The 19207-nt window shown below is 34.0% G+C and carries 20 protein-coding genes and 1 riboswitch; of the genes, 10 read left to right on the top strand and 10 right to left on the bottom strand.

Annotated features, from left to right (window positions below):
- The first annotated feature begins 65 nt into the window (after positions 1 to 65).
- A riboswitch (cobalamin riboswitch) is annotated at positions 66 to 205 on the top strand.
- A 114-nt stretch (positions 206 to 319) separates the two neighbouring features.
- Genes ASG22_RS18920 through ASG22_RS18905 form a run of 4 tightly spaced genes read left to right on the top strand, consistent with a single transcriptional unit; the run spans position 320 to position 5820 of the window.
- Positions 320 to 2341, top strand: a complete 2022-nt coding sequence (locus tag ASG22_RS18920) for a TonB-dependent receptor plug domain-containing protein (protein ID WP_055988010.1) — start codon at positions 320 to 322, stop codon at positions 2339 to 2341.
- Positions 2342 to 2356: 15 nt separating this feature from the next.
- Positions 2357 to 3481: a YncE family protein gene (locus tag ASG22_RS18915; protein WP_055988008.1), complete on the top strand. Its 1125-nt coding sequence runs from the start codon at positions 2357 to 2359 to the stop codon at positions 3479 to 3481.
- Between the two features lie 19 nt (positions 3482 to 3500).
- Positions 3501 to 4781: a T9SS type A sorting domain-containing protein gene (locus ASG22_RS18910; RefSeq protein ID WP_055988006.1), complete on the top strand. Its 1281-nt coding sequence runs from the start codon at positions 3501 to 3503 to the stop codon at positions 4779 to 4781.
- Positions 4782 to 4806: 25 nt separating this feature from the next.
- Positions 4807 to 5820 (top strand): T9SS type A sorting domain-containing protein, encoded by a 1014-nt coding sequence (locus tag ASG22_RS18905; protein ID WP_055988004.1) that lies wholly within the window; start codon positions 4807 to 4809, stop codon positions 5818 to 5820.
- A gap of 349 nt (positions 5821 to 6169) precedes the next feature.
- Here ASG22_RS18905 and ASG22_RS18895 read toward each other — a convergent pair whose 3' ends face one another.
- From ASG22_RS18895 to ASG22_RS18850, 10 genes are all read right to left on the bottom strand, one after another.
- Positions 6170 to 7591, bottom strand: coding sequence for a CCA tRNA nucleotidyltransferase (locus tag ASG22_RS18895; RefSeq protein ID WP_055988000.1), 1422 nt, complete (start codon positions 7589 to 7591; stop codon positions 6170 to 6172).
- Between the two features lie 174 nt (positions 7592 to 7765).
- Entirely contained in the window at positions 7766 to 8314 is a 549-nt protein-coding gene (locus tag ASG22_RS18890) for an L-threonylcarbamoyladenylate synthase (RefSeq protein WP_055987998.1), read from the bottom strand.
- A 40-nt stretch (positions 8315 to 8354) separates the two neighbouring features.
- A complete protein-coding gene (locus tag ASG22_RS18885; RefSeq protein WP_055987997.1) occupies positions 8355 to 8663 on the bottom strand; it encodes a GIY-YIG nuclease family protein in 309 nt (102 codons plus the stop codon).
- 83 nt (positions 8664 to 8746) lie between these two features.
- Positions 8747 to 9241: a DinB family protein gene (locus ASG22_RS18880; protein ID WP_055987995.1), complete on the bottom strand. Its 495-nt coding sequence runs from the start codon at positions 9239 to 9241 to the stop codon at positions 8747 to 8749.
- Between the two features lie 22 nt (positions 9242 to 9263).
- A complete protein-coding gene (locus ASG22_RS18875) occupies positions 9264 to 9743 on the bottom strand; it encodes a DUF4440 domain-containing protein (protein WP_055987993.1) in 480 nt (159 codons plus the stop codon).
- A 23-nt stretch (positions 9744 to 9766) separates the two neighbouring features.
- Positions 9767 to 10906, bottom strand: a complete 1140-nt coding sequence (locus tag ASG22_RS18870; RefSeq protein ID WP_055987991.1) for a cystathionine gamma-synthase — start codon at positions 10904 to 10906, stop codon at positions 9767 to 9769.
- Positions 10907 to 10995: 89 nt separating this feature from the next.
- Positions 10996 to 11322 (bottom strand): gliding motility protein GldC, encoded by a 327-nt coding sequence (gene gldC / locus ASG22_RS18865; protein WP_055987989.1) that lies wholly within the window; start codon positions 11320 to 11322, stop codon positions 10996 to 10998.
- Between the two features lie 33 nt (positions 11323 to 11355).
- Positions 11356 to 13557: a thioredoxin-like domain-containing protein gene (locus ASG22_RS18860; RefSeq protein ID WP_055987987.1), complete on the bottom strand. Its 2202-nt coding sequence runs from the start codon at positions 13555 to 13557 to the stop codon at positions 11356 to 11358.
- Between the two features lie 6 nt (positions 13558 to 13563).
- A complete protein-coding gene (locus tag ASG22_RS18855) occupies positions 13564 to 14466 on the bottom strand; it encodes an ABC transporter ATP-binding protein (protein ID WP_055987985.1) in 903 nt (300 codons plus the stop codon).
- 130 nt (positions 14467 to 14596) lie between these two features.
- The gene (locus ASG22_RS18850) at positions 14597 to 15580 is read right to left on the bottom strand and encodes a gliding motility protein GldB (protein WP_082505052.1); all 984 of its coding nucleotides are present in this window, start codon (positions 15578 to 15580) and stop codon (positions 14597 to 14599) included.
- Positions 15581 to 15631: 51 nt separating this feature from the next.
- On the opposite strand from ASG22_RS18850, the gene ASG22_RS18845 reads away from it, so the two are divergent.
- The 6 genes from ASG22_RS18845 (at position 15632) to ASG22_RS18820 (ending at position 19182) form a co-directional block, all read left to right on the top strand.
- Complete coding sequence (locus ASG22_RS18845; protein ID WP_131726216.1) at positions 15632 to 16309, top strand: leucine-rich repeat domain-containing protein; 678 nt, start codon at positions 15632 to 15634, stop codon at positions 16307 to 16309.
- Positions 16293 to 16817 carry a GNAT family N-acetyltransferase gene (locus ASG22_RS18840; RefSeq protein ID WP_055987981.1) on the top strand — a complete coding sequence of 175 codons (525 nt, stop codon included), beginning with the start codon at positions 16293 to 16295 and terminating at the stop codon, positions 16815 to 16817. The genes ASG22_RS18845 and ASG22_RS18840 overlap by 17 nt, the downstream gene beginning before the upstream one ends.
- A 60-nt stretch (positions 16818 to 16877) precedes the next feature.
- Positions 16878 to 17669: an NAD(+) synthase gene (gene nadE, locus ASG22_RS18835; protein WP_055987979.1), complete on the top strand. Its 792-nt coding sequence runs from the start codon at positions 16878 to 16880 to the stop codon at positions 17667 to 17669.
- A gap of 121 nt (positions 17670 to 17790) precedes the next feature.
- Complete coding sequence (locus ASG22_RS18830) at positions 17791 to 18273, top strand: ribonuclease domain-containing protein (protein ID WP_055987977.1); 483 nt, start codon at positions 17791 to 17793, stop codon at positions 18271 to 18273.
- A complete protein-coding gene (locus tag ASG22_RS18825) occupies positions 18260 to 18877 on the top strand; it encodes a matrixin family metalloprotease (protein ID WP_055987975.1) in 618 nt (205 codons plus the stop codon). The genes ASG22_RS18830 and ASG22_RS18825 overlap by 14 nt, the downstream gene beginning before the upstream one ends.
- On the top strand, positions 18874 to 19182 hold the full coding sequence (locus ASG22_RS18820) for a barstar family protein (protein WP_055987973.1): 309 nt from the start codon (positions 18874 to 18876) through the stop codon (positions 19180 to 19182). The genes ASG22_RS18825 and ASG22_RS18820 overlap by 4 nt, the downstream gene beginning before the upstream one ends.
- Positions 19183 to 19207: the final 25 nt, after the last annotated feature.

Here is a 19207-nt window from a genome sequence, read left to right as displayed (position 1 = left end):
GGATTTCAATTCCGTTTTCACTTTATAGAATTTTCAAAAAATCAAAGAATAATTTAACAATTTCTCATTGCCAAGTAATAATTAAAAACTTAAATTTGCAACAGTTTAAAAAGGGAATTTGGTGAAAATCCAAAGCAGACCCGCTACTGTGAGCAATATATAAAATATTGCAAGTCAGATACCTTTTAAACTGATCATAGATGAAGCTTTCGTGGAGTGAGGCATAGTCGGATTAACCCTATTTGTATTCGCAATATAGGTTATTTCCATCTATTCATATCATTTCATTAAGCTGTTTAAGAGCTTTTATAAGAATTGAATGAATAAACATTTTTACTCTCCTGCGCTGATTTTTTTGTTGGCAACTCCTATTTCTATTTTTTCGCAAAGTAGCAAGAATGATACTGTTAATACAAAAGTGATTGAGAGTATTATTATCAATATGAAGCGTCAGGAAACCGGAGTTATCTCATCTCAAAAACTTTCGGGTACGGAACTGGAAAAACTCAACAGTACTTCGGTAGCGGATGCTGTGCGATATTTTTCCGGTATACAGATCAAGGATTATGGCGGGATCGGCGGGATGAAAACGGTTAATATCCGGGCGATGGGATCACAGCATGTTGGTGTATTCTATGACGGAATTCCGATTGGAAATGCTCAAAACGGAACGGTAGATTTAGGAAGATTTTCTTTAGATAATTTAGAATCGATTTCTCTTTACAACGGTCAGAAAAGTGAAATTTTTCAGGCAGCAAAAGATTTCGGTTCATCGGGATCCATATATTTACAAAGCAGAACTCCTGTTTTTAAAGGTTCAAAAAAGACTAATGTTAACCTGAATTACCGCTCAGGATCTTTCGGTGTTGTGAATCCTTCCATCTTATTTGAACAAAAATTGAGTGATAAGATCAGTCTCTCATTAAATACTGAATATCTAACGGGAGACGGAAAATATAAATATTACCAGAGGGTAGCTTTACCTGACGGAAGTTTGGGTTGGGAACGCCAGGGAATCAGGGAAAACGGCGACATAGAAGCTTTGCGGGCAGAAGCTGGAGTTTTCGGTAAAATAAACAATGGAAGCTGGAAACTGAAAACCTATTATTACGATTCTGAAAGAGGCATACCCGGAGCTATCATTAAGAATGGAGCAATTCCTTCGAGCAGACAATGGGATACAAACTTTTTTGTGCAGGGAAGTTTTGAAAAAGAAATTTCTCCAAAATATAAGTTTTTGATTAATTCAAAATTTGCGGATGATTATACTCATTATTACAATGATAATCCCGGCGGAACTCCGATTCTAATTGACAATACTTATAAACAGCAGGAATTTTATTTTTCAACGGCTCATCAATATTCTCCTTATAAATTCTGGAAAATCAATCTATCTGCAGATTATCAATACAATACATTAGATGCGAATTTAAGGCAATTTGCCTACCCACAAAGGAATACAGAACTGATTGCTTTGGCAACACAACTTGATCTTAAAAAGGTTAAATTACAAGGAAGTATTTTGGGAACTTTTGTTCAGGAAAAAATCGAGAATACAAATTTTTCAATTCCTGAAAACCGTTCGGAATTTACACCTACCGTATTTGCATCTTATCAACCGTTTGCGGCTGACTTTAAAATTCACGGATTTTACAAAAGAATTTTTAGGATGCCAACTTTCAACGATCTGTACTATGCAGATATTGGAAGTTCTCAGCTAAAGCCGGAATTTACCAATCAATATGATTTAGGATTTACTTTTAATAAAGATTTTCAAGAAGGAATATTAAAAAACATCAACATCATTGCTGATGCTTATTATAATAAAGTTCATAATAAAATTGTTGCGGTTGCCAGAGAGCCTTTCCGTTGGGAAATGTCGAATCTCGGTAAAGTAGAAATAAAAGGAGCCGATGTTTCAGCACAGGCAATCTGGCTGATTGCGGATAATCTTCTTTTCAGCAGCAGGTTTACATATACTTTTACGCAAGCGCTAAATATCACGAAAAGCGAAATCACGTCTTATTACAGAAATCAAATTCCTTATACCGCAAAGAATAACGGCAGTATGTTGCTCGGACTTACGTATAAAGATTGGCAACTCAACTACAGTTATATCTATGTGGGAGAACGTTATAATATGTCTCAAAATATTCCTGAAAACTACGAACAGCCGTGGTACAGCAGCGATATTTCCGGGACGAAAGAATTTAATCTGAAAAACTGGAAATTCAGACTGGGACTGGAAGTCAATAATCTTCTGAATCAGAATTACAGTGTGATTAAGAATTATGCAATGCCGGGGAGAAACTACCGTGTTAACTTAAGAATAATGTTTTAACAGTAAGATTTTATTATGAAAAAATTACATTTATTATCAGCCTTCTTTTTAATTCTTACTATTTTTTCGTGTAGAGAAGATTATGATTATGTGAACTACGGAGCGAGTGTTTCCGGAGTGCAGGAGCCGGAAGATATTGATATTAAAGGTCTTTATGTACTCAACGAAGGGAATATGGGAAGCAACAAGGCTTCGATTGATTACTTTGATTATACGACAGGAACATTTACCAAAAATTATTATAATGCTCAGAATCCAACCGTAGTTAACAGTCTTGGTGATGTCGGTAATGATATAAAAGTTTATAAGGACAAATTATATGCTGTCATTAATGTTTCCAATTATATTGAAGTGATGGATGCGAAAACGGCGAAACATATCGGTGAAATTCCGGTGCAGAACTGCCGATTCATTAATTTCCATAAAGATTATGCTTACATTACTTCTTACGGCGGTGCGGTGGGAGCTTCCCAGCCTGGCTATGTAGTGAAAGTAGATGTAAACACGTTACAGATTGTCGGTCAGGTATATGTCGGAAAACAACCCGATGAGCTTGAAGTTATTGGAGATAAATTATACGTTGCCAATTCCGGAGGGTACAGCTATCCTGATTATGACAATACCGTTTCCGTAATTGATCTGAATACTTTTACGGAGATTAAAAAAATTCCTGTGGCGATCAATTTAAGTAAAATTAAAAAAGACGACACCGGAAAACTTTGGATAACCTCACGCGGAAATTTTTCAAATATTTCGCCTAAAATATATGTACTGAATCCTCAAACCGATCAGGTTGTAAAGGAAATTAATATTCCCGTAAGTGATTTCTCTATTATCGAAAACAGACTGTATTATTTCAGTTATATCTACACCTCTTCAGGAACTGCAAACGGTTACGGAATCATTAATACCGATACGTTTGCTACCATGAGCGATAATTTCATTACCGACGGAACACAGAACAATATTGTGATACCTTATGGCATCGCTGCCAATCCTGAAAATGGAGATATTTTTATTGGCGATGCTAAAGATTACACCTCATCCGGCGAGCTTTTCTGCTACAACAAATTCGGAAAACTGAAATGGAAAGTCCAAACCGGAGATATACCCGGACACCTAACTTTTTTATATAAATAATTAAAATAATTTAACAACAATGAAACACTTTTACTCTAAATTTCTTTCGCTAAGTTTTGCCGTTGCAGGTTTTGTATTGACATCTGCACAGTATTCAAACGGTTATATCGTTGCTAACGAAGGAAACTATGGCTCTCCGACAGGAGAAATTTCTTACATCGATGCTAACAATAATGTTACCAATAATGTTTACCATTTAGCCAACAACGACGAGGCATTGGGAGATATTTTACAGTCTATTTATTTCAATGGAGATAAATCTTACTTAGTTTTAAACAATTCCAACAAAGTAGTGGTAACCAACAGAGCAAGTTTTGTAAAATCTGCAGAGATTACCAACAACATTGTACAGCCAAGATATACAACCATTGCGAACGGAAAAATATATACCAGCAATTGGGGAACATCTTCTGCACACGTTTCGGTGCACAATGCGACAACTTTAGCATATATTACAAGTATTCCTTTAAGTGAAAATCCTGAAGAAATCGTTACGGTAAACGGAAAAGTATATGTAAACAAATCATCGTACCGTGCAGGAAACAGTATTGAGGTGATTGATCCTTCAACGGACACCATTATTAAAACCATCACTCTAAGCAGCGGATTGCAGTCTATTACGGTCATTGGAAATGATATTTTCGCATTATGTACAGGATTAACAGGATCAACGGTTTATAAAATTAATACTACTACAGATACGGTAGCAGCAAGCATCGCAAATGCTACGGTAGTACCTCCATCAGATTATGAGGCTCTTAAATTTACATCAGACGCAACAAAACTTTATATTGCGGGAGTTACCAGTGTGTATTCTTTAAACACAGATTTAGCGACATTCAGCAGTACTCCTATTTTTACGACAACTCCGAGCACGAGTTATGGTGATTTCTACGGTTTCGCAGCGATCGACGGAAAAATTTTCCAAGGGAATGCAAACAGCTTCGGCCCAAGTTCTACTGTGAATGTATATAGTTTAACAGGAACTTTGTTAAATACATTCTCTACCACTATCGGTGCCAATAATGTTTATAAAAACTTATTCACACCTGCTAACCTTGCGATTGCAGAAAATAAGCTGAGCAATGCAATTTCAATTTATCCAAACCCTGTATCAGATGTACTTTACATTAAAAATGCAGATGCGGCTTCATATCAAATTGTTGATATTTCAGGAAAACTTGTAAAAGCAGGAACTTATAAGAACGGAATTGCAATTTCAGACTTGAATAAGGGAGCGTATATTATTCAGATTTCAGTTAAAAACACTCAGAAAACAGAAAAGTTCATCGTTAAATAATTGGTGAAAAATTAAATTAATTACAATGAAAAATTTATTTATAACAGCTTCGTTTTTTTCTGCTTATCTTATAAATGCCCAAAGTTATGCTCCACAGGTTGGTGCTGCAGGATCTACGGCTATTATCAGTACGAGTACTCTTTTTAAATCTTGGGCAACGGGCGCTACCATTGTACGCGGTCCACAGCAGATTAACGGAACTTCAGGAGCACTTGCCAATGTTGGTGTTGATGCCAATGCAATAGGAGCATCCAACGGATCTGTTGTTTGTTTAGGAGACGGAGGTACAGCTATCCTTACTTTCTCAAAACCAATTACCAATGGACCAAATTTTGATTTTGCCGTATTTGAAAACGGTTTTAATTCAAATGTCACAGGAAAAGCATTTTTAGAGTTAGCCTTTGTAGAAGTAAGTTCAGACGGAATTAATTTCTTCCGTTTTCCATCTCATAATGAATATCCTTCAGATTATATACAAAATGCTCCAGATCAGGGAGGTTCCGGTTATGCAACTATGGATGCAAGATACCTTAATAATTTCGCAGGAAAGTATATTTCAAACTACGGAACGCCTTTCGACATCAGTGATCTTCCTGATAATCCGCTTTTGGACAAAACAAAAATCACTCACGTAAAAATTATTGATGTGGTAGGTACCAATATCGAAGGATATAGAACGTATGACAGTTTTGGAAATATTGCAATAGATCCGTTCCCTACACCTTTTGGTTCATCAGGTTTTGATTTGGATGCAGTGGGTGTAATCAATGAATTTACTGCGGCTAATTTATCAACTGTAGAAACTCAGCAACCAGAAAATAAAATCAGTATTTATCCTAATCCTGCATCAGATTTTATTAAAATCAATACAGGCAAAGATGTTGTTTTGAAAATTTTCAGTGTTAGCGGATCATTGGTAAAACAAGGCAAAACAGTTAACAAGATATTCAACATTTCTGATTTACCTAATGGAAATTATATCATTCAAACTGATAACAATGTCACTAAACAAAATCTAAAACTGGTAATATCAAGATAAATCCAGTCAGATTATAAAAGCAAACCTCTTTCAAATTTAACTGAAAGAGGTTTTTTATTTTTTGATAATTTTCTTAAGAATCAAAAATTCTATACTTCCAATAATCCACCAAATAGGAAACCTGAAATAAGTATATAGAAGTGTAAAATTATCGACAAATGGCTGACCTTTTATAGCTTTTTGAATTTCAAAATGAATAGAAAAGATCGGAAAAACGAGCCCGAAGAACAAAAACGTAACTAGATTTACTATCCAGTTACGTTTTTTAATTATTTTATATTTCCAAACTCCAAAATTGAAGAGGAAAATGATTGTTAAAATTATGTAATCAAATGTCCCGAAAAACATTTTAAGCAAGTGTTAGCCCCAACTTTTCAGCTTCTAAAATTACAAAATTTCTTGCCTCTGCACTATCATTTCCGATTTCGCCTTCCAAAATAGCTTCTTTTACTTTTTCCTTTAAAATTCCGATTTCACGACCAGGTTTAAGATTAAACATTGTCATAATTTCTTCTCCGGAAATAGGTGGCTGGAAATTCCTCACCTGATCTTTTTCTTCAACTTCTTTAATTTTAACTGCAACATATTCAAAGTTTCTCTTGAATTTTTCTTGCTTTTTAGAATTTTTTGTCGTTATATCGGCTTTACAAAGCGTGAACAAATCTTCCATGTCTTCTCCCGCATCAAATAATAATCTTCGCAGCGCAGAATCTGAAGCGTCATCTGTAATCAAGGCAATTGGACGTGATGATAATTTCACCATTTTCTGAACATATTTCATGTCTGGTCCCAACGGTAATTTTAGTCTTTGGAAGAGTGTTTTTGTCATTTTTGAACCCAAAAACTCATGTCCGTGAAAAGTCCAGCCCGTTCCTTCGACAAATTTTTTCGTCGGAGCTTTTCCGATATCGTGAAGCAAAGCCGACCAACGAAGCCATAAGTTATCTGTATTCTCAGAAATATTATCAACCACTTCTAAGGTATGGTAAAAATTATCTTTATGAGTCTGCCCTTCAACCTCTTCTACACCTTTCAGATCAATTAATTCAGGGATAATTAATTTCATTAAACCTGTCTGCTCCATTAATTTTAAGCCAATAGAAGGTTTTTTGGAAAGCATGATTTTATTGAATTCAACCATGATTCTTTCCATCGAAACAATCTTGATTCTTTCTGCTTCCTGCTTGATTGCTTCTAAAGAATTCTCTTCAATTGTAAAATGTAAAGTCGAAGCAAAACGAACCGCTCTCATCATTCTCAGCGGATCATCAGAATAGGTTTGTGCAGGCTCCAAAGGTGTTCTTAAAATTCCTTTTTTCAAATCATCTATTCCATTGAAAGGATCGATTAATTCACCGAAATTGTTTTTGTGTAAAGAAATTGCCATGGCATTAACCGTGAAATCTCTCCTTTTTTGATCATCTTCAATTGTTCCTCCTTCCACTTCGGGTTTACGGCTGTTTTCAGTATAACTTTCCTTTCTTGCACCGACAAATTCCAGTTCCAGATCTTTATATTTAATCATCGCTGTTCCATATGTTTTGAAAACAGAAACTTTCATTTTGGGATCAATTTCCTTTGCTACGTTTTGGGCAAGTTCAATTCCGCTTTGTTCCGTCACAAAATCAATATCCGTAGAAGCTTTTCTTTTCATCAGTAAATCCCGGACGTAGCCGCCAACAATATATACAGACTGGTTGTTTGCAGATGCCACTTCAGAAATGAGTTTGAAAAGTTTTAGATTTCTATTTTGATTAAGATTAATGAACATTTTTTTTGACAGATTGTTAGATATTAAATGTTAGATATTAGAACTCAACGGATACAAGTTGCAAACGTTTATCTAATTCAAAACCATTAAGAAATCAGATTTTAAGTTTTAAAACTAAATTTCCGACTTCTTAATGGTTAAATGATTTTGCAAAGATAATTAAAATCTTTTCTTTTATTCGCGAAGAACTTTTATTCTATTGTCACTCCAGATTTTTATTACCGAAGAACCGGAATATTGCGAAACTTTCTCTCTTTCTTCTTCTACCGCATAATCTACCAAACTGATGATTTCAGATGAAATATCAGAGAATTTTAGCGGACTTTTATCACCACTGAAATTAGCAGAAGTTGAAACTAACGGTTTATTTAATTTTGTGATTAATTTTTTACAAAAAATATCTTTCACCAGACGAATTCCTATGCTTCCGTCTTTTGCGAGTAATTCTTTCGGCAATCCTCTTGGGTTTTCGTAAACGATCGTTACCGGTTTTTCACTCAAATCCATGATTTCCCAAGCCATTTCCGGAACATCAACCAAATCCTGCAATCTTTTTTCGGTTTCTACCAGAATGATCATCGATTTGTTTTTTTCACGTTTTTTAATGTCAAAAATTTTATTGACGGCTTCTATATTTGTAGCGTCACAACCAATTCCCCAGATGGTATCGGTAGGATATAAAATTGTGCCGCCGGATTTTAGTATATTAATTATGTTTTCCATTGTTTTATGTCATTGCGAGGAGCGAAGCGACGAAGCAATCTCAAAAAGGATTCATAATATCCTTAATGTTTTCTGCTAAATCTCTCCACTCTTGATTAAGTGAATTTATTAAATTTATTTTTTTCTGCCTTGAGCCAGCTTTAATTTGTTTTTCTCTAAAAATAGCATCACCAATCTCTTGAAATGATTCCCAATAAACAAGTTTGCTTATATTATATTTAGACATAAAGCTCAATTCAAAAAACTTTTCTTTATGTTGTTGAATTCTTTTTGGAAGATTAGATGTAACACCTGTATAAAGAACAGTATTATTTTCGTTGGTCATAATGTAGATAAATCCGGCTTTCATTTGTGTACTATTTAAAAATTAATGAGATTGCTTCGTCGCTTCGCTCCTCGCAATGACAATAAAATTAAAAAATTCTACACCTTCTACAAATACCTTTCCTCAATCACATTCAAATGATGAATATTGTGACCAACAATCAATTTACCGATTGTTTCGGATGAGATTTGATTTCCATTGGCAATTCCTATATTCTTTAAAGCTGAGGAATCTGCGGTTTCCAAGAAGATTTGAGAAGATTTTCTAATCAATTGATATTCTTCCAATAAAGATGTTAAACTTCTTTCATTTGCAAAAGAATTGGCAGCATAATTTTCTTCATCAAAACCTGGCAATTCGGATTTTTCACCTCTTGCAAAAGCTAAAATTCTGTATTGGAAAATTCTTTCTGTATCAGATAAATGCAAAAGCAGTTCTTTTAAAGTCCATTTTCCTTCTGCATAAGCGAAAAGCGATTGTTCTTCAGTAAGATTTGAATAAATTTTAACAGTTTTTTCTTGTGAAATTGTTAGTTCTTCTAACCAGTTTTCAGATGGAATTAAATCTAAATATCTCTGAATATATTTTTGAAAATCATTCATAAGTAATAGTAATATTTTGATTTTATAAATGATGATCGTAGCTCAGAACACGTTTCATTTTCCAGTCTTTACCCTCTAAAATCCAGAGAATGGTAAATTTTGCACGGCTCCCTTTGTTCCATTTTCCCTGATATAATTCGGAAAACTCATGCTCACCTTCTTCGATGAAAGCGTACAAAACATTTTGGTTATATAAAGGATAAACTTTCAGGGTATTTGAAACCAGTTCACGCTTTACTTTGTTTGGTCCGCCACAAATATTGTTTTTAATGGAGGCTGTAAATGCTTCTTCGCCCGAAGTGATACCTCCTTTATCATGATAAAATTCTAGATCTTTGCTTACAATTGATTTATAATGAGAAAGATCACATGTATTAAATCCGACATCAAATATCAGACTGTCTAATTTTTTTGCCGTTTTGTACAATTCATCTGTATTTTTAACCTGAGAACAGGCAATTTGACTTAGAATTAAAAACAACAAAATCTGAATCTTTCTCATTATATTTTATTTTAAATATTATTTTAAGAAAAAGCTTTTTCCAAATCTGCAATTAAATCTTCTGCATCCTCGATTCCTACGCTCAAACGAACCAAATCGTCTGTGATTCCCAATTCTGCACGTTTTTCGGCCGGGATTGAAGCATGAGTCATCAAAGCAGGGTGATTTGCCAAAGATTCTACTCCACCTAAAGATTCAGCTAAAGTGAACACCCTTACTTTCTCTAAAAATTTAATAGCATCTTCTTTTTTACCCGATTTGAACGTGAAAGAAACCATTCCTCCGAAATCTTTCATCTGGGCTTTTGCCAATTCGTATTGTGGATGAGATTCTAATCCCGGATAAATTACCTGAGCAACTGCAGGATGAGATTCCAAATATTTCGCCACAGCCATTCCGTTTTCAGAATGTCTCTGAACTCTTAATGCTAACGTTTTAATTCCTCTCAATACTAAATAAGAATCATGAGGACCTAAGATCCCACCACTCGCAAACTGAATGAAATGAAGTTTTTCTCCCAATTCAGCATCTTTTGCGATCAGAGCTCCGGCAATAACATCTGAGTGACCTCCTAAATATTTTGTAGCCGAGTGCATCACAATATCTGCTCCCAAATCAATTGGTCTTTGAAGATAAGGTGTTGCAAAAGTATTGTCAACCGCAACCAAAATATCTTTTCCTTTTGCAATTTCCACAACAGCTTTAATATCAACCAATTTCATTAATGGGTTTGTCGGAGTTTCAACCCAGATCAATTTCGTTTTATCTGTAATAACGTCTGCAATTTTAGAAACATCATCAAAATTCACAAACGTAAATTTCAACTGATATTTTTCGAAAAGTCTGGTGAACATTCTGTACGTTCCCCCATACAAATCATCCACTGCCACTATCTCATCACCAGGATTTAGTAATTTCAAAACACAGTCGATTGCCGCCAGACCTGATCCGAAAGCCAACCCTCTTGCTCCGTTTTCAATGCTTGCCAAAGAGTCTTCCAAAGCCTGTCTTGTAGGATTCGCCGCTCTTGAGTATTCATAACCGGAATGTACTCCCGGAGATTTCTGTGCGAATGTAGATGTTAAAAAAACCGGAACATTCACAGAACCTGTTGCAGATTCATGATGTTGTCCGCCGTGTATTACTTTTGTATTAAAATTCATAATTGTATAATTTACCAATGTATCAATTTACCAGTTTATCAATGATTGTTATATTGTTAGACTTTTAGATTGTTACACTTATTTTTTTTTTACATTTTTATGGCAGATTTAATCGCAAATTCCTCAGCGATCTGCTCGATCCATTCTGCTACATCTTCCTCTCCTGTTGCCTTTTGATACGTGCTTCCAAGAGAAACTAAAATCTGATGCATGAACATTTTCATTTGGTCAACCGGCATTTCTTTTGTCCAAAGATCAATTCTAAGAGCTTCCATTGCTTTTTCATCCCATACGGAAATCATCACCGCTTTTGTGTCTTCTTTTTCAATACCTCCATCCTGAGCATTCCATGTCATTGTTTCAGGGATGTGGTTTTCATCAAGCTCTACATCTATCGTAATCTGAGTTTTTCTCATAACTTTCTATTTGTTTCTAAATTTGATGCAAAGTTAATACTTCTTCAGTTTATCCAAAATTTCTACGAAGTTATCTTCATCAGGAAAAGGGGTGTTCAGATTAAATATTTTGCCGTCGGGATCGATAATTAAAAATCTTGGAATTGACTGAATTTTATACATTCTCATGAATTGTTCAGCATTATTCAGCCAAAATTGAGGGATATTGGAAGGTTTTGCTTTTAAATAATTTTTCCATTTCGACTGATCCTGATCTAAGCTTACAGAGATAAATTGAATATTACTATAATACTTATACTGATTATTTCTTGTTTCGAAAACAGGACGGATTTTTTTACAAGGTGCACACCAAGTTGCCCAAAGATCAATCACTACATATTTTCCTCGGAATTTTGAAAGATTGACCGTCTTTCCTTTATCATTTAAAAAAGCAAGATCTGAAAATACAGAACCTTTTTGAGACATATTAATCTGTTCCAACTTTGAATACAACATTTTTTTATAATCAATGCTGTTAACTTTATTGATTTCCGAAGCAAATAATTTGTTTCTTGAAGCACTGTCGCTTTGAAGTTCCATCGTTTTCGACAAATGTTTCGACAATAACTGATCTTTTTCAAAACCTTTTGGAAGTTGATTAATTTTCACAAAGAGAATACTGTCAGCATCGATTGATTGGTCTTTGTTGGTCAATAAATTATCAAGCTTAAACTGAAGATAATTATCATTTTTGCTTAAAAGTTGTGTCGGTTTTTGGATATTTTGATTTAATTCAGTAATAAAATCTTTTGGTGGAGCAAATTTAGGATCATTCCACGAAGTCATTTTTCTGTAATTATTGATTTCATTTAAATATTGAATTGCCATCAACTGTCTTCTGTACATTTTATAATCATCAGAAAGTGCATTATTTGCAGGATCTGCGAAAACATTCAGGATTCTTTTATTTTCTTTCCAATCGGATTGTGCCAATTCATAGAATTTTTTCGGATCGTTGTTGTAAGATTGATCTTCCAGCGCATAACCAAATTCCCGCCCGAAAGAATCTTCCATTTCCCGATACTTTTGGTCCGCTTTTCTATTGGATTTGATGTAAGAAACCAATTTGGTATTGTTGAGTTTAAAATTAAGATCAAACCAGTCTCCACCTGCCATCACAAGAATCAATTTCTTATTTCCAATTTCAATTAAATATTCATCCAATGGGAGATTTTCTTTTGTTGACCAACTGAAACTATTATTTTTAACTGCCGCCGCACCAATTTTTTTGTGGAAATCTGTTGTATAAATTTTAATGGAATCGATTTTAAGATCAGTTTCTAATTTTCCGGTCATTATAATTCCAGTGCCATTGCTTTTGTAAGATTTTGGCTTTTGAAACATATATAAAAATCCGGCTCCAACCATGAACAAAACCGATGAAATAATAATCTGCTTTTTGTTTTTAAGGAAAGCATTTTTAAACCCTTTTTTGCTATACCAGAAATAGCCGATAATCATAAAAATAATCATCCAGAAAACACTCATATATTCGGAATAAGAAATAAAACTGTTCAGATTTTTAATTTCCGGAGCGTTCCAAAATGTATATAACGAACTGTAAGGATTAAAGAAAAACGACTGCTTCTGAACCAAAGAAGTAATATTGGATGCAATTCCCAAAGAACCTACCAGAAAAGACCAGATAAATCCAGGAAAAGCTACAGAAGCACAAAGTTGTAGAGCTGCAATTCCTAAAATCGTAATACAGATTCTTATGTAAGTTTTAATAATCCATATAAAATCAAAATCCATCAATTTTACCTCATTCGGATGGATATAATAATCTGCTAATGCCAGAATAATATTAACAATAAAATAAGAAGCAACACACAGAAAACTTAATAGAATTAAGATGATATATTTCGAAAAATACAACTGAAATCTACTGACAGGCTGTGTCTCCATTAGTTGCCAGCCGTTGTTTTTATGATCGGTCTGTGCAATTCTGTTTGCTGCAATAATGATGAATAAAAGTAGAACGAAAAATGTGAAATATTTCAACGCTTCCCCACCGATCGCATCTTCAAAAATGGAAAATTTAAGGGTATCTTCCTGAATTATTTCCGGTCTGAAAAATGACGGTACAAATCCCAATAAAGGAATTAAAGCCCCTAAAACAATCGCAATATAAACTAATCCAAGACCTTTCGTTTTCAGCCATTCTGTGCCGACTGCTGTTAATAATTTTTTCATTGTGTTTTAGTTTTTAGTAATTTCCATGAACCAGTCTTCTAATCCTGCGCTGTTTTTAATTTCGAAAATTTCAGCGTTATTCTGAACCAGTTTTTTCACGAGCTGAATGATGTCTTCTTTGGATTCTGCAGTAATTTCTACCGTGTTTTCATCCAAGATTTTTGGTGAATAATTTTCTGGAATTACAGCGATAAAATCTGAAGCATTATTCAATCCGATTCTGATGTGATTATATCTGTAAATTTCATTTAAATCTTTAATACTTCCCGTAAAACGAATTTCACCATGAGAAATAATTGCCAAATGGGTAATCATTTTTTCGATTTCCTGAAGTAAGTGACTGGAGATAAAAATCGTTACGCCTTCCTCTTTGTTAAGTTTAATAAAAAGTTCACGCATTTCCAGCATTCCGTTGGGATCGAGCCCGTTTACAGGTTCATCAAGAATTAACAAATCCGGTTTTCCCAACAAGGTCATAGCAATGGAAAGTCTCTGCTTCATTCCTAAAGAATATCTTTTCATCTTCATATTCCGGCTTTCCCAAAGATTGACAAGATGCAAGACTCTTTCGCATTCCGATTCAGGGAGATTTCTCAGTTTCGAAATAATTAAAAGATTGTCCCAACCCGAAAGATGATCGTAAAAAGCCGCTGTATCGATAAGACTTCCTATTTTATTAAAACCTTCAGGAAAAAGAGTTGAAAGTTTTTCATTAAAAATCTGAATCGAATTGTTTTCGTCGGGAATACTTCCGATCAGCATTTTCATTGTCGTGGATTTTCCGGCTCCGTTAGCTCCGAGAAAACCGAAAATACTTCCTTTCGGAACCGAAAGATTGATATTTTTAAGAATAGGTTTATTTTTGGAAAACTCAAAATTTAAGTTTTGAATCTGGATTACATTTTCCATAGGTTATTATTTGTTGGTTTCAAATATATAACTAAAATAGTAATATGCAATACAAAGTAGTGCCTTTTTAAATATTTAAAATAAAAAAATCCTTCAATTTCTTGAAGGATTAGTATTTTTTATAGTAGAATTAATCTAATTTTGGTTTGTATCCAGCTTGATTAAAAATAATCGTTCCGTCTAATTTTAAGAAATCTACCAATTTTGTATCCGGTTTTTCCTTAAAATAAGATTTGCAAATCTGCCATCCCGTGAAAATTCCAATTTGTGGAGAAGATTCGTTGTCGATTTCCGTATAAAATTTTGAAAACGGTCCCGGCGTAATGAAACGCTCTACTAATCGGTGATCGTCACCGAAAATCAGGTTACCTTCAACGAAATAATTCCAGATATTGGCTTCATTATTTGTTGCCCACTCATATTGTTTCTGCGTATAATTCATTTTGAGATAATCAGGATAATTTGGTAAAAAAGCATCCTGAAGCATCATAATTTTTCCGTTAAGGATCAGCTGATCAATAAATTTCTGATGATCCGGAGATTCTTTCACAAAACCCTCAGCAAAAATTAAAGAAACTTTTGGAACAATATTATTAGGATTCATCGATTTCTGGAAATACAATTCCAATCCTTTATAATTCGGATTTCCGTCTCCCATAAAACCTGTAACATCTATAAACAAGAGATTACTTTTTGCATCATAAAAAATCGGATCCTGAACCATCTGTAAAACAGAAGAGAACAAAAATACTTTCGGACTCTTGAATTGTGGGAAATAATATTTGATATGAGAAAATAAATCTTGAAGGTCCGACTGAAGCTTTTTCTGATCAATTTTCCCGATTGCTTCTTTGTAAATCTTAATTTCCGACTGATCTGTTTTTCTTTTCACAAAATCTGCATCACTTACCGTTCCCTGAAACCACGGAAATTTAGTTTTAAACTGATCCAACGGTAAGCTCTGATCATAAAATTCTTTGGAAATATCTGTTATCTCTACCTTTTCGGCAGGATTTGTGACTTCTACCTTCCATTGGTTCTGAGATTCTTTTTTGCAAGAGCTCAAACCCAAAACTAATAGTAAAGAAAATGCGATAGTTTTGAAAATCTTCATATTTTTACATGAAATTAAAGTCTACAAAAATAATGATTTAAACATAACTTAATGATGAAAAAAAAAATTATTCCCATCCTTTATTCCTTATTTGCCGTTTCCTATTTCCATGCACAAAAACTGACGTTCACTGATAATAATTTTGAGAGAGCTGTTCTTACCAATTTTGACCTTAATAAAGATGGCAGCATCGATCAATCCGAAGCAGACAAAGTAATTAATCTATTCGTTTCCAATAAAATACAGGTAAGATCAGCGGAAGATATTAATCTTTTTAAGAATGTACAGACTGTTGTTCTTGACGGTTCTATTATTATTGGTTTCGATTTGAAAAATCTGGATAATCTTACGCTGTTTTCTTGTGAAGCCTGTAATTTATTAACATTTAAAGGTGAAAATCTAAGAAGTTTATCTGCTTTATATCTTAGCGGAAACAAAATTTCGCAGATTTCTTTAAAAAATACCCCCGAAATTGTTGAATTGAGTGTACCGTCAAATAGTTTAACAAGCATTGATGTAAGCGGACTAAAAAAACTGACCACATTAAATATAGAAAACAATCATATCAAAAGTCTGGATGTATCACAAAATCCTGCTTTAGAGATTTTAAATTTTAAAAATAATCCGCTGCAGGAGTCAGATATAAAAAGAGGAAAGCAAGTAGTGAACAAGCCTTCCCCATCATCAACACCAACACCACAAAGACCAACAGATGTACATAGAAACTGATCGCCTGATTTTAAGAAAATTTGAAGAAACAGATGTTGACCGCTTGTTTTTGTTGGACTCGAACGAAGAAGTCATGAAATACATCGGAATGCCCGTTCTTACCAACATGAGTGACTCTAAAAAAGTTATTGAAATGATTCAGCAACAATACGTCAAAAACGGAGTTGGAAGATTGGCTGTAATTGAAAAAGAAAGCGGACTTTTGATAGGCTGGAGCGGTTTGAAATTGATTACTCAGGAAATCACCGGTTACAATCATATTTACGATCTTGGTTATCGATTTTTACCAGAATATTGGGGAAAAGGATATGCGCTGGAATCAGCAAAAGCTTCTCTCAAATTTGGATTTAACGAATTAAAAGCTGATACAATTTATGCTCATGCTCATTCAGAAAATGATGGTTCTAATCATATTTTAAGAAAATTAGGCTTCGAAAAGACAGGGGAATTTAAAGAACCCGACGGAATTTGCTTTTGGTATGAATTAAAACAGGAAAAATTTCTTTAATATACTGATGAAACTTTTAATTTTGAAGTTTCTTATTTAAAACAGATAAAAATATAAACAATGCAGACACAAAAAGTAATAGACCATATTGTAAGCTGGCTAAAAGATTATGCAGAGAAATCTAATGTGAAAGGATATGTACTCGGTGTTTCGGGAGGTGTAGATTCGGGAGTGGTTTCCACACTTTGCGCTATGACGGGACTGGAAGTTTTACTGTTGGAAATGCCGATCCGTCAAAAAGAAGATCAGGTGAGCAGAGCGCAGGATCATATTGAAGATTTAAAGAAAAGATTCCCGAATGTACAGGGAAAAACGATCAATTTAACTCCTGTTTTCGAAAGTTTTGAAAATATCGTTGAAGATCATATAGAAGGAAGATGGAGCAATAATCTGGCATTGGCCAATACAAGATCACGTTTCAGAATGTTAAATCTTTATTATTTCGGACAGCTTCACGGATTGCTGGTTTGCGGAACAGGAAATAAAGTGGAAGATTTCGGAATCGGTTTCTACACAAAATATGGTGACGGCGGTGTCGACGTTTCGCCAATTGCTGATCTTTACAAAACTGAAGTGTACGAACTGGCAAGAGCATTAAATCTTATCGAAAGTATTCAAAATGCAATTCCTACAGACGGACTTTGGGATGCGGAAAGAACCGATGAAGATCAAATAGGGGCAACTTACCCTGAACTGGAAAAAATTCAGAAAGAATACGGAACGAAAGCAGCGGAAGATTATGAAGGTCGTGACAAAGAAGTTTTCATGATTTTCGACAGAATGCATAAAGCTGCAAAACATAAAATGGTTCCGATTCCGATTTGTGATATTCCGGAGGAATGGAGGCTGTAAGGTGAATTTTGTTTTACAAATGAATTGTCAACGGGGAATTTTTTCAAATATTCAGTTTTATTTTAAATTCACAGTTGATTTACGAAGAAAAATTCACATTTAATAATTTACATTTTAATATATGAATGGTAAAATAAGGTCTCTGTTTTTTATCTGTTTAGGACTTCTTTTCGGAATGTCTGTGATGTATGTTTACAAGAATTTTATTGCTGATAAAAAGGAAAATTCAGCATCTAATTATCAGTCGAAAAAAGGCAACACAATACAAAACAGCAGTGAAATATATTCTCTAACGGAAGAAAAAACTGTGATCAATTATGTAAAACAAAATCATAAACTTCCCAGTTATTACATCACAAAAAACGAAGCTAAAAATCAAGGCTGGGATCCTTCAAAGGGAAATCTTTGTGAAGTTTTACCGGGAAAAGCAATTGGTGGAGATCATTTTAGCAACAGAGAAAAAACATTGCCCCAAAGTGAACAATATTTTGAAGCTGATGTCAATTATCATTGCGGAAACCGAAATGCAGACCGAATTGTTTTTACTAAAAATGGCGAGGTTTATCTGACTAAAAACCATTATAAAAGTTTTGAAAAGCAGTAGTTTTTATTATATCCTCTTATTTTTAACCTTCATTGTTTCCTGTTCAGACAAAGAACAGAAAACAATAAAGGAAGAAAAATCCATTACTATTTTGGTTCAGCCATTTAAGGATATTAGCCCTAAAAATGTAGAATTTGTGGTGAATCAAATTAAAAAATTCTATCCTAATGTAGAAATTCTGAAACCTATTGATTTTCCTGAAAATATATATTATAAAGAAAGAAACCGCTACAGAGCAGATTCTATTATTTCATTCCTGAGTAAGAAAACAAAAGAAAATTTTGTCACCATTGGCTTGACATCAAAAGATATAAGTATAACAAAAGGGAAAATAAAAGATTTTGGAGTAATGGGTCTTGGGTTCAGACCTGGGAGAGCATGTGTTGCATCAAGTTTCAGATTAAGTAAAAAAAAATCAGACGAGCAGTTTTTTAAAATAGCCATTCATGAGCTTGGTCACACTCAAGGTTTAAAGCACTGCCCCGTAAAAATGTGTTTTATGAGATCTGCGGAAGGTAAAAATCCGACCGATGAAGAAACTGATTTTTGTAAGAAATGTAAACAAATTTTAATTAATAAAAACTGGAAATTCAGTTCGATATGAAGACAATATATATAGATTTTACAGACATAGGAGATTTTGAGGATTTCTATGCACAATTAAGGGAAAAGCTTACGCTTCCTGATCATTTCGGGGATAATCTGGATGCTCTTTCTGATGTGATCACCGGAGAATTAGAAATGCCGCTTCACATAGAATTTGTAAACATGACAGTAGATCAACTGGAAATTTTTGAAGATCTTTTGCTTACGTTGGAAGATATTGAAGAAGAAAAGGAAGATTTTACATTTACTTATTTTCTGGAACAATATGAAGATGAGGAGGATGAAGAAAGTGAACAAGAATAATCATTTTTAGAATAATCAAGACTCG

Source organism: Chryseobacterium sp. Leaf405 (assembly GCF_001425355.1).
Lineage (GTDB): Bacteria > Bacteroidota > Bacteroidia > Flavobacteriales > Weeksellaceae > Chryseobacterium.
Note: the sequence above shows the minus strand (reverse complement) of the source record. Positions and strands in the feature narration are given on the sequence as shown.

Coding starts and splice junctions, on each gene's coding strand:
- ASG22_RS18830 (WP_055987977.1), top strand. CDS start 17,791: ATGAATGGTAAAATAAGGTCTCTGTTTTTTATCTGTTTAGGACTTCTT.
- ASG22_RS18845 (WP_131726216.1), top strand. CDS start 15,632: ATGATGAAAAAAAAAATTATTCCCATCCTTTATTCCTTATTTGCCGTT.
- ASG22_RS18840 (WP_055987981.1), top strand. CDS start 16,293: ATGTACATAGAAACTGATCGCCTGATTTTAAGAAAATTTGAAGAAACA.
- ASG22_RS18895 (WP_055988000.1), bottom strand. CDS start 7,591: ATGTTCATTAATCTTAATCAAAATAGAAATCTAAAACTTTTCAAACTC.
- gldC (WP_055987989.1), bottom strand. CDS start 11,322: ATGAGAAAAACTCAGATTACGATAGATGTAGAGCTTGATGAAAACCAC.
- ASG22_RS18915 (WP_055988008.1), top strand. CDS start 2,357: ATGAAAAAATTACATTTATTATCAGCCTTCTTTTTAATTCTTACTATT.
- ASG22_RS18870 (WP_055987991.1), bottom strand. CDS start 10,906: ATGAATTTTAATACAAAAGTAATACACGGCGGACAACATCATGAATCT.
- ASG22_RS18905 (WP_055988004.1), top strand. CDS start 4,807: ATGAAAAATTTATTTATAACAGCTTCGTTTTTTTCTGCTTATCTTATA.
- ASG22_RS18860 (WP_055987987.1), bottom strand. CDS start 13,557: ATGAAAAAATTATTAACAGCAGTCGGCACAGAATGGCTGAAAACGAAA.
- ASG22_RS18920 (WP_055988010.1), top strand. CDS start 320: ATGAATAAACATTTTTACTCTCCTGCGCTGATTTTTTTGTTGGCAACT.
- ASG22_RS18910 (WP_055988006.1), top strand. CDS start 3,501: ATGAAACACTTTTACTCTAAATTTCTTTCGCTAAGTTTTGCCGTTGCA.
- ASG22_RS18890 (WP_055987998.1), bottom strand. CDS start 8,314: ATGGAAAACATAATTAATATACTAAAATCCGGCGGCACAATTTTATAT.
- ASG22_RS18855 (WP_055987985.1), bottom strand. CDS start 14,466: ATGGAAAATGTAATCCAGATTCAAAACTTAAATTTTGAGTTTTCCAAA.
- ASG22_RS18885 (WP_055987997.1), bottom strand. CDS start 8,663: ATGAAAGCCGGATTTATCTACATTATGACCAACGAAAATAATACTGTT.
- ASG22_RS18880 (WP_055987995.1), bottom strand. CDS start 9,241: ATGAATGATTTTCAAAAATATATTCAGAGATATTTAGATTTAATTCCA.
- ASG22_RS18875 (WP_055987993.1), bottom strand. CDS start 9,743: ATGAGAAAGATTCAGATTTTGTTGTTTTTAATTCTAAGTCAAATTGCC.
- nadE (WP_055987979.1), top strand. CDS start 16,878: ATGCAGACACAAAAAGTAATAGACCATATTGTAAGCTGGCTAAAAGAT.
- ASG22_RS18850 (WP_082505052.1), bottom strand. CDS start 15,580: ATGAAGATTTTCAAAACTATCGCATTTTCTTTACTATTAGTTTTGGGT.
- ASG22_RS18820 (WP_055987973.1), top strand. CDS start 18,874: ATGAAGACAATATATATAGATTTTACAGACATAGGAGATTTTGAGGAT.